This window comes from Deinococcus deserti VCD115 (genome assembly GCF_000020685.1).
Taxonomy (GTDB): Bacteria; Deinococcota; Deinococci; order Deinococcales; family Deinococcaceae; genus Deinococcus; species Deinococcus deserti.
The window spans coordinates 41,014-55,271 of sequence record NC_012529.1 but is presented as its reverse complement, the minus strand read 5'-3'; the positions used below and the strand labels follow the sequence as shown (position 1 = coordinate 55,271).

10 protein-coding genes are annotated in these 14,258 nt (G+C 64.1%); 1 reads left to right on the top strand and 9 read right to left on the bottom strand.

The annotated features are described in order from the left end of the window. Positions 1-286 precede the first annotated feature (286 nt). The 6 genes from DEIDE_RS14970 to DEIDE_RS14945 form a co-directional block, all read right to left on the bottom strand. Positions 287-1,078: an ABC transporter ATP-binding protein gene (locus DEIDE_RS14970; RefSeq protein ID WP_012695169.1), complete on the bottom strand. Its 792-nt coding sequence runs from the start codon at positions 1,076-1,078 to the stop codon at positions 287-289. Between the two features lie 34 nt (positions 1,079-1,112). Then, on the bottom strand, positions 1,113-2,114 hold the full coding sequence (locus tag DEIDE_RS14965) for a FecCD family ABC transporter permease (protein WP_012695168.1): 1,002 nt from the start codon (positions 2,112-2,114) through the stop codon (positions 1,113-1,115). Further along, positions 2,111-3,043: an ABC transporter substrate-binding protein gene (locus DEIDE_RS14960; RefSeq protein WP_012695167.1), complete on the bottom strand. Its 933-nt coding sequence runs from the start codon at positions 3,041-3,043 to the stop codon at positions 2,111-2,113. The genes DEIDE_RS14965 and DEIDE_RS14960 overlap by 4 nt, the downstream gene beginning before the upstream one ends. 25 nt (positions 3,044-3,068) lie before the next feature. Then, positions 3,069-4,067, bottom strand: coding sequence for a FecCD family ABC transporter permease (locus tag DEIDE_RS14955; protein WP_012695166.1), 999 nt, complete (start codon positions 4,065-4,067; stop codon positions 3,069-3,071). Next, positions 4,064-4,996, bottom strand: a complete 933-nt coding sequence (locus tag DEIDE_RS14950; protein WP_012695165.1) for a sucrase ferredoxin — start codon at positions 4,994-4,996, stop codon at positions 4,064-4,066. Before DEIDE_RS14950 ends, DEIDE_RS14955 begins: the two co-directional genes overlap by 4 nt. Before the next feature lie 202 nt (positions 4,997-5,198). After that, positions 5,199-7,385 (bottom strand): SDR family oxidoreductase, encoded by a 2,187-nt coding sequence (locus tag DEIDE_RS14945; RefSeq protein WP_012695164.1) that lies wholly within the window; start codon positions 7,383-7,385, stop codon positions 5,199-5,201. A gap of 575 nt (positions 7,386-7,960) precedes the next feature. On the opposite strand from DEIDE_RS14945, the gene DEIDE_RS18205 reads away from it, so the two are divergent. After that, positions 7,961-10,720, top strand: a complete 2,760-nt coding sequence (locus tag DEIDE_RS18205; RefSeq protein ID WP_049760555.1) for a PAS domain S-box protein — start codon at positions 7,961-7,963, stop codon at positions 10,718-10,720. 211 nt (positions 10,721-10,931) lie between these two features. Here the strand turns inward: DEIDE_RS18205 and DEIDE_RS14935 are convergent, their stop codons facing one another. The 3 genes from DEIDE_RS14935 to murQ form a co-directional block, all read right to left on the bottom strand. Continuing rightward, the gene (locus tag DEIDE_RS14935; protein ID WP_012695162.1) at positions 10,932-11,360 is read right to left on the bottom strand and encodes a Fur family transcriptional regulator; all 429 of its coding nucleotides are present in this window, start codon (positions 11,358-11,360) and stop codon (positions 10,932-10,934) included. Positions 11,361-11,510: 150 nt separating this feature from the next. Beyond that, a complete protein-coding gene (locus DEIDE_RS14930; RefSeq protein ID WP_012695161.1) occupies positions 11,511-13,133 on the bottom strand; it encodes a catalase in 1,623 nt (540 codons plus the stop codon). A gap of 211 nt (positions 13,134-13,344) precedes the next feature. Further along, entirely contained in the window at positions 13,345-14,256 is a 912-nt protein-coding gene (gene murQ / locus DEIDE_RS14925) for an N-acetylmuramic acid 6-phosphate etherase (protein ID WP_012695160.1), read from the bottom strand. Between the last annotated feature and the right edge of the window lie 2 nt (positions 14,257-14,258).

Sequence of the window (14,258 nt, the reverse complement as noted above, 5' to 3'; positions counted from 1 at the left end):
AGGAAATCCTGGAACCTCCAGGCAGCACACAGGTCTGGGAGAGTGCTATCTCTCCTCGTCGGCAGCCACCCGGACTCTCCGCAGGAATGCGCTGTCCCGAAGCGCTCTGCGCCGCTCATGGCTCCGGGTGCACAACCGCCTGCACCGTCAGTTGAACGCGGTTTCGCAAGTCAACTTCGGCGGGGACAGGAGGCATGTAGCTCCTGGCTGCTCGCGGCTGTCAAACAGGCGTCAGTGCGGGATTACCTTTCGGGTGGCCGGAGCACGTGTTCCTCTCTGCTGCCCCCTACCGTGTCAGACCATAAGGAATGATGTGCGGCCGGCCGGTATCCGGGTCCAGCAGCAGATGCGCCTTCAGGCCAAAAATGTCGCGCAGCAGTTCCGGGGTCATGACGTCCTCAGCCGGGCCCTGGGCGTAGATTTCGCCGCCCTTCATGGCAATGATCTCGTGGCTGTACCGCACCGCCTGATTCAGGTCGTGCAGCACCATCACCACGGTCTTGCCCTGTTCGGCGTTCAGGTGCTGGGCGAGGTGCAGCACTTCAAGCTGGTGAGACAGGTCCAGGTAGGTTGTGGGCTCGTCAAGCAGCAGAATGTCCGTCTGCTGGGCCAGACTCATGGCAATCCAGGCGCGCTGACGCTGTCCGCCGGACAGGGCATCAAGTGTCCGGCCCGCGAAAATGGTCATTCCGGTCTGTGCCAGGGCCCACTGCACGGCCTGCCGGTCAACCTCGCGGCGCACCGGGAAACGGCCCTGATGCGGATGGCGACCGAACCACACCAGATCCTCGACACTCAGGCCCTCCGGCGCCGCCGGGCCCTGCGGAAGGATGGCCAGCCGGCGGGCCACCTCTCGCCCAGGCAGCGCATGCAGGGCCTGTCCGTACAGCTGAATCTCGCCTGAGCTGGCCGGTTGCAGGCGGGCCAGGGCCCGCAGCAGCGTGCTCTTCCCGCAACCGTTTGGGCCGATGATGCTGGTGATCTTGCCGCCCGCCACCTGAAGATCCAGCTGAGGCACGATGATGTTGGCGCCGTAGCTCAGGCGCAGGCTACGGGTGGACAGTGGAGCTTCGGTCATAGGTCCCTTTCAGCAGGGCGCCGCGCGACAAGCGTCATGCGGCCCTGCGCAGCAGGTACAGGAAGTAGGGGGCGCCGATCAGGGTGGTGAAAATGCCGGCCGGCACTTCGGTGGGGGGCAACAGGGCGCGGCCCAGGGTGTCGGCCGCCAGAACCAGCAGGGCGCCCAGCATCATACTGACCGGCAGCACTCGGGCGTGCCTTGCTCCGACCAGCAGCCGCGCGAGGTGCGGGGCCAGCAGCCCTACGAAGCCCAGAATGCCGGCCCCCGTCACAGCCGCGGCCGCCATGGCCACAGCGACCGAAAGACACAGCAGCCGCATGGCATTCACGCGGGTTCCCAGGCTGGTCGCCAGGTCCTCACCCAGGTTCAGCACGTCAAGCGTGCGCGACAGCAGCAGCGCGGCAGGCAGCAGCAGGGCCCAGGGCAGCACCCGCATCAGCCGCGCGTGGTCAGCGCCGTAGACCGTTCCCGTCAGAAACGACAGCGCGGTTCCCAGTCCTTCCGGCGCCCGGACCAGCACCAGTTGCTGCGCTGCTCCCAGCGCGGCCGCTACCGCCACCCCCACCAGGGCCAGCCGCACCGGATGCAGGCCCGAAACCTGCCGGTCCCGTGCCAGCAGCATCACCAGGCCAAACCCTCCCCAGGCCCCGGTCAGGGCGGCCCACGGCAAACCGCCCGCAGGCGCGCCCGGCCAGGCCAGCAGAAACAGCGTGGCCGCCAGGCCAGCGCCAGCGCCGACACCGATCACATCCGGCGAGGCCAGGGGATTGCGGATCACCCCCTGCATCACCGCGCCGGAGGCCGCAAACAGGGCGCCGCACAGCACGGCTAGGCCGATGCGCGGTGCCCGAAGCTCCAGCACCAGCTGCCGGGTCAGGTCGTCGGCTCCTCCCAGCAGGGCGGAGACCACGTCTCCGGCGGGAGTGCGCACCGCTCCCAGACCCAGCGCGGCCACTGCCAGGCCCAGGGTTAATCCCAGCAGGATCAGCAGAACCGCCCAGGCGCGGGGCGTGGTGTATCTCGCGGCGGTCACCGGAAGCGGTACCCCTGGGCCGGCACCCCGTCCTGAAGCAGGCGGCTTTCGATGGTCTGGGCGACCATCAGTTTCAGGGCTGCCGGCCCCCGTCCCCGGGTCCAGTTGTCACGATCGAATTCATAGACCCGGCCACGCTGCACAGCTGGCAACTTCTGCCACAGCGGGCTGGTCTTCCAGCGGTCGGTGATGGCGGTCTCGTCAGGTGCGGTGAACAGCACCAGAGTCTGCGGATTGAGGGCCACAAGGCCTTCAAGTGAGATTTCGTACTGCGTCTTGTCGTCCTTGACCGGCAGCGCATTACGGCGACCCAGCGCTTCGACAAAACTCCCGACGAAACTCTGGTTGGTGTGGACCGTCAGCCCGGTCGGAGTCGCCACGGCAGCGACGAAAGCAGGAGCATTCTTTCTGGCGAAGACGCGCGCCTTCTGGATCAGGCCCTGCTGCTCGGCAATCAGGCGACGTGCGGCGGCTTCGCGGCCCACCAGCTGCCCAATCGCAATGGTCTGGGCATTCAGGTCATCCAGGCTGCCGCGCCGGCTGTGAAAAGCCGCGGTGGGTCCCACTCGGCCCAGGGCAGCCACCAGGGTTCGGTGGACAAAGGCGTCGGCCAGAATTAGGTCCGGCTGTGCCGCAGCGATCGTTTCCAGACTGGGCTGCGCGCGGCTCCCGGTAGAGGCAACCCCGGCCAGACGGGGCGCCAGATAAGGGGGCGCCCCACGGTCACCTCCCTGCGTGCCCAGTGTGGCGCCGGTGGGTTTGACGCCCAGGGCAACCAGGGTGTCCACAAAGGAATATTCCAGGGCAATCACCCGACGGGCCGGCGTGGAAAGGGTAAGTGTTCCGCCTTCGTGTTTGACGCTCACCGCCTCAGCAGTGGTCAGGGCAAGGGAGGCGAGAAGGGTCACAGTCAGGGAAGTTCTGGTCATGTCGGGTCTCCTGAGGGGTGCAGCATTATTTACGGCCGATGCGCCGGGCCAGCAGTACGAAAAAAGGGGCTCCAGCCGCCGCGACCAGCAGGCCGACCGGCGTCTCGGCAGGCCGGTCGATCAGCCGCGCAGCGATGTCTGCGGCGGTCAGAAAGGCGGCTCCCAGCAGGGCGGCGAGGGGCAGGCTGAAGCGGTGATCCGGCCCCGCCAGGGCGCGTGCGGCGTGCGGAACAATCAGACCGACAAACCCTACCGGCCCGACCACGCTGACCGACGCGGCGGCCAGCAGCACGCCCAGTCCGGTAATGGCTGCGCTGTCGCGGCCGGTGTGCAGCCCCAGACCACGTGAAACGTCGTCACCCAGGGCCAGGACATTCACCCGGGGCGTGAGCAGCAGCGCCAGCAGCAGACCCAGCAGCATCCAGGGCGCGACCTGAAACAACTGGTCCCAGTTCCGGCCGGCGACCGAGCCCGACAGCGCAAACAGGGCGCCCTGCGCGCGGTCCTCAAACAGCAGCTGGATACTGCGGCTGACGGCAGACACCAGATAGGCCACCGCCACCCCGGCAAGGGCCAGCCGCAAGGGGGTCACGCCCACGCTCCGCGCCGCACTGTAGGCCAGCAGGGCCGCCAGCACGCCACCGACAAATGCGGCAGGAACAAACAGAACTGCCGGCGAGGCAGGAAAGAACACAACCATCAGCAAAATGGCCAGAGCGCCCCCCGCCTCTACCCCGAGAATCCCAGGGTCGGCCAGAGGATTGCGCGTCACGCCCTGCAGCAGTAGTCCCGAGACCCCCAGCCCGGCGCCAGCCAGGGCAGCCACCAGGGTCCGGGGCAGACGCAGGGTCTGTACCACCAGACTGTCGGTGCTGTCGTCAGGGCGGCGCAGCAGTTCCAGAACGCGGCCGAACGGGATGTCAGTGGCGCCCAGTGCCAGCGAGCACAGCAGAATCAATGACAGCGTGGCCACCGCCAGGACCAGGGCTGCCGGGCGCAGGGGGATGAGACGCAGGGCGTTCATGACCACCAGTCCTGGTCCATGGCCGTAACGCAGTACTGGCGGACATCAGTACGTTCGGGTTTGTGGCTGGAACCCGGCAGGCGCAGGGCAGCGGCCTCCTCGACCGTCGCACGGACAGTGCCCTGCCGGCCATGAAGGTCGTAGTGCAGCCGGACCTCGGTTCCCTGAATTTCAGCCCGGCGCCGCGCCTGGGTCCAGGCCCACCCGTGGCGCATCAGCAGTTCACGGTCCACGACCTGCGCCAGAGGCGGCAGACCGGCAAACCCCCGCAGGTGCGCGCGAAGTTCGGCCGGATGCACTTCCCGGGCGGCCACTCGCAGTGCCAGGTCAGGACTCAGATGGGCCCACAGATACCCTGAGGGCAGCTCCACGGCGGTGGCTGCAAACCGGTGGCCTCCAAAATGTCCGGTCCGCCAGGCCCTGACTCCGGCAGCGTCGAGCGCCTGATGCACAGGCGCGCCGTACTTCCCGCATGCGGCGTCCACCGTCCCGTGCGTGCAGACGTGGAAATCGCTGCCCACTGAAACGTCTTGCTCTGTCCATCCCTGCAGACACCTGGGGTTAAGCAGCGTGTCGTGGAGGCCCCGGGCCCACTCGTCCTGGGAGACCGAAGAGAGATAATCACGGCGCACAAAACCGCCAGGACCCTGGCGGTAGTGCCGCACGCGAAGTGGAGCCCCACGTGTGGCAGGCGCGCTCATCAGCAGACCGAAACCGGCTCCGGAGGCTTCTACACGTCCACGTAACGCTTCGAAGATTCCTCGCTGCTCATCCGTCCAGGCGTCGGGGTTGCGCAGTTGTGCCCACTGTGGAATGTCCAGCTCCAGCACCGTGACTTCCTGCCAGAACGGGGCCGTCCCGATTGGGTCCTCACCGGCTTGCCGTGAGATGTCGGCGCAGAGGGGCAGCCGTGAAACAACCGCCGTCATTCTGCGCAGCGGCCTACGGCTGGAAGGGACATTTTTGCCCATTGAGGCAGGGGATTGAGGCGCTCTGGACAAGTCACGCGCCACAACTTATGTAATCCGACAAATTTAGTCAAGTATGAAGCAACCAAACGCCTGAACTGACTCCAGGTCAGCGCAGGCGTTCAGGGCAGGACAGTCCGGAAAGGACAGCCAGAATCCGGGATCAGCGACGTCCGGCGCGCACCCAGCCGTCGAGATAGCGGTCGAGGGCGTGGTCCAGACTGGGCAGCAGTTGTGCCCGGTCGCTGCGCAGCGCGCTGTAGCGGGGCCGCGGGGCCACCCAGCCGAGTTCGCGGGCAGAAGCCGCACGAATCCGGTGATCCGGCAGGCCTCCGGCGTGCGCCAGGCGCCCGACCATCTCGGCCCAGGTGCTTTCACCCGTATTCACCAGGTGCCAGACACCGGACTCACCGTCGATCAGCAGATCCAGGCTGGTGTGCACCAGATCCGGCAGGTAGGTGGGCGAAAAGCGGTGGTCCTGGTCTACCAGAACCGTTTCCCCGGTCTGCAGGGTCCTGAGCGCCTCAGACAGCAGCCCCCGGCCCGTACCGGAGCCGAACACTGCGGAGCTGCGGACAATCAGGGCGGTAGGATGGTTGGCCAGGACCTGACGCTCCGATTCGAGCTTGGCGCGGCCATAGACATTCACCGGGGAGGCCACGTCGAGTTCATGGTAGGGCGCCTCGCCGTCACCTCCAAAGACCTGGTCCGAGGAAAAGGTCAGCAGCTGCACGCCGCGCCGCTCGCATACCTGTGCCAGCAGAGCCGCGCCCACGCTGTGGGTCAGCCAGAACTCCTGATGCTCAAGCTCCGCCTGGTCGATCTTGCCGTAACCCAGCGTATTGATAACCGCCCATGGGCGCTCGGCTTCAAACAGCGCTTCAAGCGCGGGCTGATTGGTGATGTCGATGTCGGCCGGACTCAGCAGGCGGTGATCCAGGCCGCGGTCATGACAGAGCCGGGCGACAACCTGCCCGAGGCGACCAGTGCCCAGTATCAGCAGAGGCCGAACGGGACCGCGGGCTGCAGGCACAGGCCCAGGATTCCCCACCGGCGGATAGAAGAAGCGGTCGGGCCGCCGCCAGAAGCCGGGGGACACCAGGCTGGGATGTTCGGGAGCCACGCCCTGCGCCCGGGCGCGGAGCACCTTGGCCAGTGCGGTGGGGCGCGGCACCGGAGAGCGCACGTCAAACGCGCCGGGTTCGTAGTAGCCCCTGAACTCGGTGTGCAGAATGTTCCAGTCGTAACTGCCCAGCGCCGCCCAGGACGTGACAGCCCGCATATCGACGCCTTCGGCCTTGACCTCTTCGGCTGCCTGCCAGATCTCCTCGAACCAGCGCAACTGTTCTTCCCGGCTGCTGCCCAGGTGGGCTTCAGTCACGGCGATCGGCAGTCCGTAGCGTTCCCAGGTTTCACGCAGCAGCTGCTTGATACCCGAGTGGTTGTGATAGACCCGCACCGCTTCGATGTCGGCGTGCGTGTCGTTGCAGTGATGGGCCAGGTAACGCTCGCGGCGCTCGTCCAGGAAACGTTCACTGGTCAGGTAGTAGTCCACGCCGATCACGTCCGGCGGGCAGGGATTTTCACGGAACCAGAGCAGCTCTTCGGCAGTGGCGCCCGACCGGGTGAGGTAGTCCCACAGCGGATGGGTCTCATCAAGCAGACCACACAGCAGGTCATAGGCGAGCCAGCGGCGATGATTCTGGAAATCTGCCTGAGGCTGCATGGCTGGGGTGGCGTGCACCTTGGCCAGATCCTCGGTCTGAATCAGCTGGGCTTCGGGCTGCACCTCGCGGATGGCCCGCATGGCAAGAACGGTGCCGCGGCATTCGTTGAGCAGCATCCGCACAAACGCATCGTCGGTGGCGTGGTGTGGGTACCAGATCCCGTACAGGCCACTGAAGCGCGCAGTGGTCAGGGGCTCGTTGACTGGTGTATAGGTGCGCAGCCAGGGATATCGCCGGGCTACCTGCCCCGCATACACTGCCAGCTTTTCAGGAAATTCGGGGTCAAGCAGGCTGGTGTAGCGTGGGCCGCTGCCGTGGTGGAGCAGGGTCGCAATCGGCTGCATGTCCAGTTCCCGCAGGCGCTCAAGCCGCGCGTCGGTCCAGGACCAGTCCAACTGTTCGAGCGATTCCGGCGCCACCTGTTCCCACAGCACGGGATACCGGATGCATTTTGCGCCGAGCGTGGACAGCAGATTCAGGTCATCGAGGCGCTCATGATGACCGCAGACCTCCAGCTGGTTGAGGTAGGTCTCACGCACCCGGTTGAAGGTGCATTCGATTCCAATCCACAGGTCCAGACGATTCATGTTGCTCTGGACCGGCTTCTGACCTGAGGTACTCATAGAACCTCCTTGAGGGAGGCGGACCGGGCAGTTGCGTATTTCTGGGAGCAGGCACGAGAAAGCATGCTGGATTGTGGCCCGTCGCCTGCTGCGCAGCGTCCCGGGTTCCTAAAGGAAACTTTCCACCTTTCTCCTTTCTCACTGGTATTTAATTAAGGTTTCGTGCACTTTGTACGGATGGGCGTCCAGAAGTCAGCAGTCTTGCCGGTTCCTGCTGCACTCCCGCCCGAGGCGTTTTGCTACGCAGAAAGAGGTGGAAACGTTGTTTCCAAACCAGGAGCATTATCCCCAAAAGGCGTGACAGGAACAGCTCTGAACGCGTTCAGAGCTGCGACAACTCGCAGTATTGTTCTGCCTCGTTTTGTGTTGCTCAAACTGATCTTCACGCTAACCTGTGCCCAGAGAAGCCCTGTTCTTCAGTGGATCATTGTGCCAAAAGCTTCATAAAGGTCGACGGATCAACACAAGGCTGCCAGTAAGGTCTCCGACAGAAAGCAGCGCATAATCTTTCTGACGGTACGCACAACGAGAGTTGAGGGAATATAAACAGACACTGAGGAGAAGGCGCAGCAGCGATGACCCACAATCTTCCCCTGGACGTCTTGTCAGGCAGCACACCGGGTCACTTGAAGTCAGGCTTTGACCTGCTGGTTCAGATCAGCAGGAACTCTCCCCAATTTACGTTCCTGGTGGGATCGACCCGCGTCATCGAATATGCCAATCCCGCAGCTCTGCAGGACGTGGGCCCGGCTGTCCATGGCCGCGACATGTGTTCAATCGTGCACCCGGAAGACTGGCCAGCGCTTCAATGCCTGCTTGAACGCCTGACGCCCGGAGAGGATGCCCTGGTCAGCGCCATCCGGCTCCAGAACGGCCGCGGCGGGTGGCAACAGCTGACGGGCCGGGTGACCCACCTTCTTTCCGATCCCACCGTACAGGCCCTGCTGCTCCAGCTGCACCCTCAACAGGACCGTCAGCGCGAGACCATCGGCCGGATCAGCCGCGCCCTGAGCAGCAGCTACACCATGCCTGACGTGGTCGACGCCATCCTGACCATAGGCATTGACGCCCTTGGAGCCGCCGCAGGAGCGATCCGGCTGCTGAGCGCTGACGGGCAGTACCTCGAACTGACCGGCAGCGCCGGGTATTCCGACACCGCTGCCGCCACCTGGGGCCGGTGCAGCCTTGACGCGGAAGTTCCAGCAGTGCGCGCAGTCCTGCAGCAACAGCCGCTGTTTCTGCAGAATGAGGAGTTCAAAGCCAGCTATCCGGCGCTGCACCACACCCATGTGGCGACATTCCAGAGTGCAGCTGTCCTGCCGCTGATGACTGGCGACCGGACCATCGGGGCCCTGTCATTGTCGTTTAACCATAACCAGCCCTTTGGCCCGGAGGACCGGTCATTCCTGACCACAGTGGCAGACCTGTGCGCGCCGGCCCTTGACCGTGGCCGGCTTCAGCGGGAGCTGCGCCAGGAACAGGACTGGTACCACACTGTCACGCGCAACAGCTCCGACATAGCCACAGTGATGGGAGAGGACGGGATGATCCACTACGAAAGTGGCTCGGTGACCCGCATCCTGGGGTTTTCGACAACGGAACTCCTGGGACAAAACGCATTTACGCTGATTCACCCGGACGACATTGCGCTGACCATGAAAGTTGTTCAGGGCCTGGAGGCTGGTGTTCCGTCACAGCCAACGATGTTCCGCTTCAGACACCGCGATGGTCACTGGGTGTGGCTGGAGAGCATTGCTGTAGACCTGCGTCAGGAACCCCATGTCCGCGGCATCCTGGTGAACTCACGCGACGTGACATCCAACAAGGAGGTTCAGGAGGCCAATCAGCGCGCCATGCGTGCTCTGGAACTCAGCGAGCGCAACTTCCGGCGGCTGGCCCTGGGCAGCGGCGATCTGGTGTGCCAGCACGCGGTTGATGGCCGGATCGAGTACAGTTCGCCTGCGGCCCTGGACGTTCTGGGATGTGACAGTCAGGAGCTACTCAACCAGCAGCCTTTCGCCCGGGCACATCCGGACGACCAGCCACAACTGCACAAGGCTTTTGGCCAGCGCTTCAGTCCAGCATTCGAGCACGAAAAATTCGAGTACCGGGTACAGACCGGCTCCGGGTCCTGGATCTGGCTGGAAACCAGCTTCAAAGCGCTGCGGGACGCCCAGACCCGCGAGATCACCGGATTTATCAGCACCACGCGGCAGATCGAACAGCGCAAACAGGCCGAGCAGATGCTTCGTGCCCAGCTGGACCGGTATCAGCAGCTGCTGGAGTTCACCGCTTCTCTCGAACAGCTGCGCCATCCTGTGGAGCTGGCTGACGAGGCCCTCGACAAGTGCCTGAGCCTGACCGAATACGACTATGGGTACGCCTTTGAATGCCATGAAGGAGAGATCCGGATGGTGACCCGTTCCGCTCATGCACCTGCGCTGGAGGGAACACCTTTGGGCACCCTGCCGTTCTCAGAGCGGGTTCGCCAGGCCCTGCGGCGTCAGGAAGCGTGTTTCCTCGGGCCCGACGACGCCATCTTCGAGCCGGCTGAAGCCAGCCCCCGGAGCCACTGGCAGTCAATGTGCCTTCTTCCGATCAGCCAGCAGAGCGAGCTGACGACTGTTCTGGTGTTCGGAACAGACCGTTCGGTGGTCACCAGTGCCGGCACCCGCCAGTTGCTGGGCAATGTGGCCGCGCGGCTGAGCCACGCCCTGGACCGGCAGTACCATCTGAGACAGCTCAACACCTCGCGCGAGGAAACGTTGCGTGCCCTGGGTCTGGCCCTGGAATACCGTGACTACGAGACCAAGGGGCACACCGACCGGGTCGTGGCGCTGACCGAGCGCCTGGGTCAGGCGCTTGGCTTCGCTGGCGCCGATCTCGACGCACTCCGCTGGGGCGCATTCCTGCACGATACCGGCAAGGTGGCCATTCCGGATGCCATCCTGCTCAAGCCCGGCAAGCTGACACCAGAAGAGTGGGAGGTCATCAAACGCCATCCGAGCATCGGCTATGAGATGCTTCACCATATTCCCTCGCTGCCGCCGGCAACCCTGGATGTCGTGCTGTACCACCAGGAACGCTGGAATGGGAGCGGCTATCCCTGTGGACTGGCGGGCACGCAGATTCCGCTTGCTGCCCGGGTCTTTGCGGTGGTGGACGTGTACGACGCCCTGACGAGTGAGCGGCCCTACAAGGCAGCCTGGCCTCATGAAGAAGCCGCCATGCAGCTTCGGAAAGAAGCCGGTGTAAAACTCGACGCCGGTGTAGTTCAGACTTTCCTGACCGTGCTGGAACAGCACAATGCTGAATTGGCGGCACAAGGTACCTGACCTGAAAAGGGCAGGACAGAGTACGCCGTTCCAGGGGAAGGCTCACAAAGAATGGAACGCTGTCAGGTCAGCGGGCGTCTGTGCTGGACATAACTTGTCAGCGTCATCTCCGCATGGTCCCCATGCGCACGCAACGGTGCATTGCCAGAGGCCGAACAAGACACGGCAGCCCAGGAGAAGGGCCCACTGCAACGAGACGCAGTGGGCCCCTTCAGTTTCTTTTCTGACAGCCCGGACACAGGCCCTGCAGGTCCACCCGCGCCTGGGTAATCAGCCAGCCGCTGGCCTGCGACGGCGGGTGAAGTTCCTGAAGGTCGAGGTGGATGTCCGTCAGCTGACCACAGTTCAGGCACACCAGATGCGAATGCGGGTCCAGGTTGGTGTCGTACCGGACCTCGCCCCCATGGCCGATCATCTCCTTGACCAGACCTCGGTCGCTGAAGGTTTTCAGGTTCTGGTACAGCGTCGCGATGCTGATCGGCTGACCCTGCTCGCGCAACTGCTCGGAAATTTCCTCAGGCGTGAAGTGACCCCGCGTCAGCGCAAAGAATTCCAGCAGTCGCAGACGCGGCTGGGTTGCACGCAGACCGTGGTCTTCGAGCAGGTTCTGCAGCATGGCCGTGGAGGCAGGTGTGGTCATAAGGTGGGAAGAAGGTGGCAGCGGGGTCGCGTCTGGCACCTGCAGAACCTCAGCATAGCGGCCACGGCGCGGTAAGACACACGGGCCGCCCAACTGGGGGTACAGGATACTTACGCCCGGAAACGCCCTCGGCCGGATGCCCTCTTTCGCTCAGTACGGCTGCGCCTCGTGGCTGTTTTCCTCGGCCTGTTCGACCGCCTGTTGCTTGCTCTCTTCGCTGCTCTGCCCTGCCTGGGCCAGGCCCTGTGCCACGCTGCGGCCGTAGTCGGCGTCACACTGGGTCAGCAGCTCGACCATTTTGGTCTGGATGACAGGCGCTGCGTCCTTCAGGTTGTCCACCAGATTGGCAATCAGATCGTCGCGTTCCCAGTCCTCGAAATTGCGGTACTGCTCTCCGGCCTGGGCAAAGTTGTTGGTCCGCTCGATGCTCTGGCGTACCAGGGGGCCTTCGACCCAGGGAGTGTGGTCCGGGTAGGTTCGCGGCGCTTCGGTCAGGCCCTTGAGGTTAGACGGCTCGTAATTGACGTGGGCATTCTGGCCCGGCGCCGTATCGACCATATAGACCATCTGCCCGTCACGCTGGTTGGTGGCGACATGCTTTTTGGGTGCATTGATCGGCAGCTGGAGGTAGTTGGGGCCCACGCGGTAACGCTGCGTGTCGGAGTACGAGAAGGTCCGGCCCTGGAGCATCTTGTCATCGCTGAAATCCAGGCCATCAACCAGCACGCCGGTGCCGAAAGCCGCCTGCTCCACTTCGGCAAAGTAGTTCTGCGGGTTGCGGTTCAGGGTCATGCGGCCCACCGGCAGCCAGGGGAACTGCTCGCGCGGCCAGATTTTGGTGTCATCCAGCGGATCGAAGTCGAGTTCCGGGTGGTCGCCGTCGCTCATGATTTGCACGCACAGTTCCCACTGCGGAAACTCACTGCGCTCGATGGCGTCATACAGATCCTGGGTGGCGTGGTTGAAATTCTTGGCCTGGATCTTCTCCGCTTCCGGCTGGGTCAGGTTGCGGATGCCCTGCAGCGGCTCCCAGTGGTACTTGACCAGCACGCCTTCGCCGCGGTCATTGACCCACTTGTAGGTGTTGACCCCAGAGCCCTGCATCTGGCGGTAGTTGGCCGGAATGCCCCACGGCGAGAACAGCAGGGTGATCATATGCATGGCTTCGGGCGTGTTGCTGATGAAATCAAAGATGCGCTCACCGCTCTGGCGGTTGGTCACCGGATCCGGTTTGAAGGCGTGGACCAGATCAGGAAATTTCATGGCGTCCCGGATAAAAAACACCTTGAGGTTGTTGCCCACCAGATCCCAGTTGCCGTCCTCGGTGTAGAACTTCACGGCAAAACCACGGGGATCACGCAGCGTCTCCGGGGAGTGGCCGCCGTGAATGACACTCGAAAACCGCACGAAGACCGGTGTCTGCTTTCCTTTTTCCTGGAACAGCTTGGCCCGGGTGTAGCGGCTGACCGGCTCTTCGCCCACCGTGCCGTAAGCCTCAAAGACTCCGTGCGCGCCCGCGCCGCGGGCATGCACCACCCGTTCGGGAATGCGCTCGCGGTCGAAGTGGCTGATTTTTTCCAGAAAGTGATAATTCTCCAGGGTCGTAGGGCCCCGGCTGCCGATGGTGCGCAGGTTCTGGTTGTTGGTGACCGGATGGCCCTGCCGGGTCGTCAGCGTCTGGTTCTGCTCCCCTTCTGCACGGCGGGAATCGCTGGAACTCCCCGCGTTTTCAACGGCGGTTCCAGTGTTGTTCTGCGGATTGTGGTCGGTCATGAGGCTCCTTGAATAGTCGGAGAGACGGCACTCAGCAGACCCCGACGGTGCTGCGTGATGCTGATCCGAGAATCATAATGGGTATGAATTGTGAAGTCCAGACCAGATTCAGGTGCCTGGTGGCTTCACCGTACACAGATGTAAGCAGGGAGCGGCCGTGGGGATTGCCCGGGCAGAGAGCAGCTCAGGGCCAGACCGCTGCGCCCCAGGATCACTCTCCAAGGGTGGCGCGGGCATGCCCTTTAGAGGCGGCCAGCCGCTCGTCGGCCTCCTGTGAACTGACGCCCAGCTTCAGCATGACAATCGCCGTTTTGATCCTTCCGGCTGCCGCATTCAGCGCCGTGAGGGCTGTGTGTTCGTCAGTGCCTGTTGCATGCATGACCAACCGAAGGGCACGGAGCTCAAGCTTGGTGTTGGTCGCCCGCACATCCACCATCAGGTTGCCGTAGACCTTCCCGAGCCGCACCATCAACGCACTCGACAGAATATTCAGGGCGATCTTCTGCGCTGTTGCCGCCTTCAGACGGGTGCTGCCACTGATAACCTCCGGACCAGTGTCCAGCAACACCGGGCATTGCACGGCCGTCAGCAGCGGAGTGCCCGGATTGTTCGACAGCCCCACTGTGAGGGCTCCATCCGCCCTGGCCTGGGCGACTGCGCCCAGCACGTAGGGGGTGGTGCCGCTGGCCGCCAGGGCGATCATCACGTCGTCCGGTCCCACCCGGGCGCCGCGCACGTCGCTTTTTCCGGTGTCCTGATCGTCCTCGGCGCCTTCTACCGCTTCACGGATGGCGCGGGATCCGCCGGCGATAAGCGCGACCGCCCGCTCAGGGGGCCAGGAGAACGTCGGGGTCAGTTCGGTGGCGTCCAGCACGCCCAGCCGGCCACTGGTCCCGGCCCCTGCATAGATCAGTCGGCCGCCACGCTCCAGAAACGGCAGGGCCGCCTCGACCGCGGCACTCAGCGCGGGCACTGCGGCGCCCACCGCACTGAGCGCCTGCTGCTGGTCGTCGGCAAAGGTCTGGACCAGGGCCAGCGGCGAGAGCTGATCCAGATGGGTATGCCGGGGATCAAAGCCCTCTGTGCGCCGTGGGTCGTCGGTCAGGCGGAATTCGGTGCTCATGC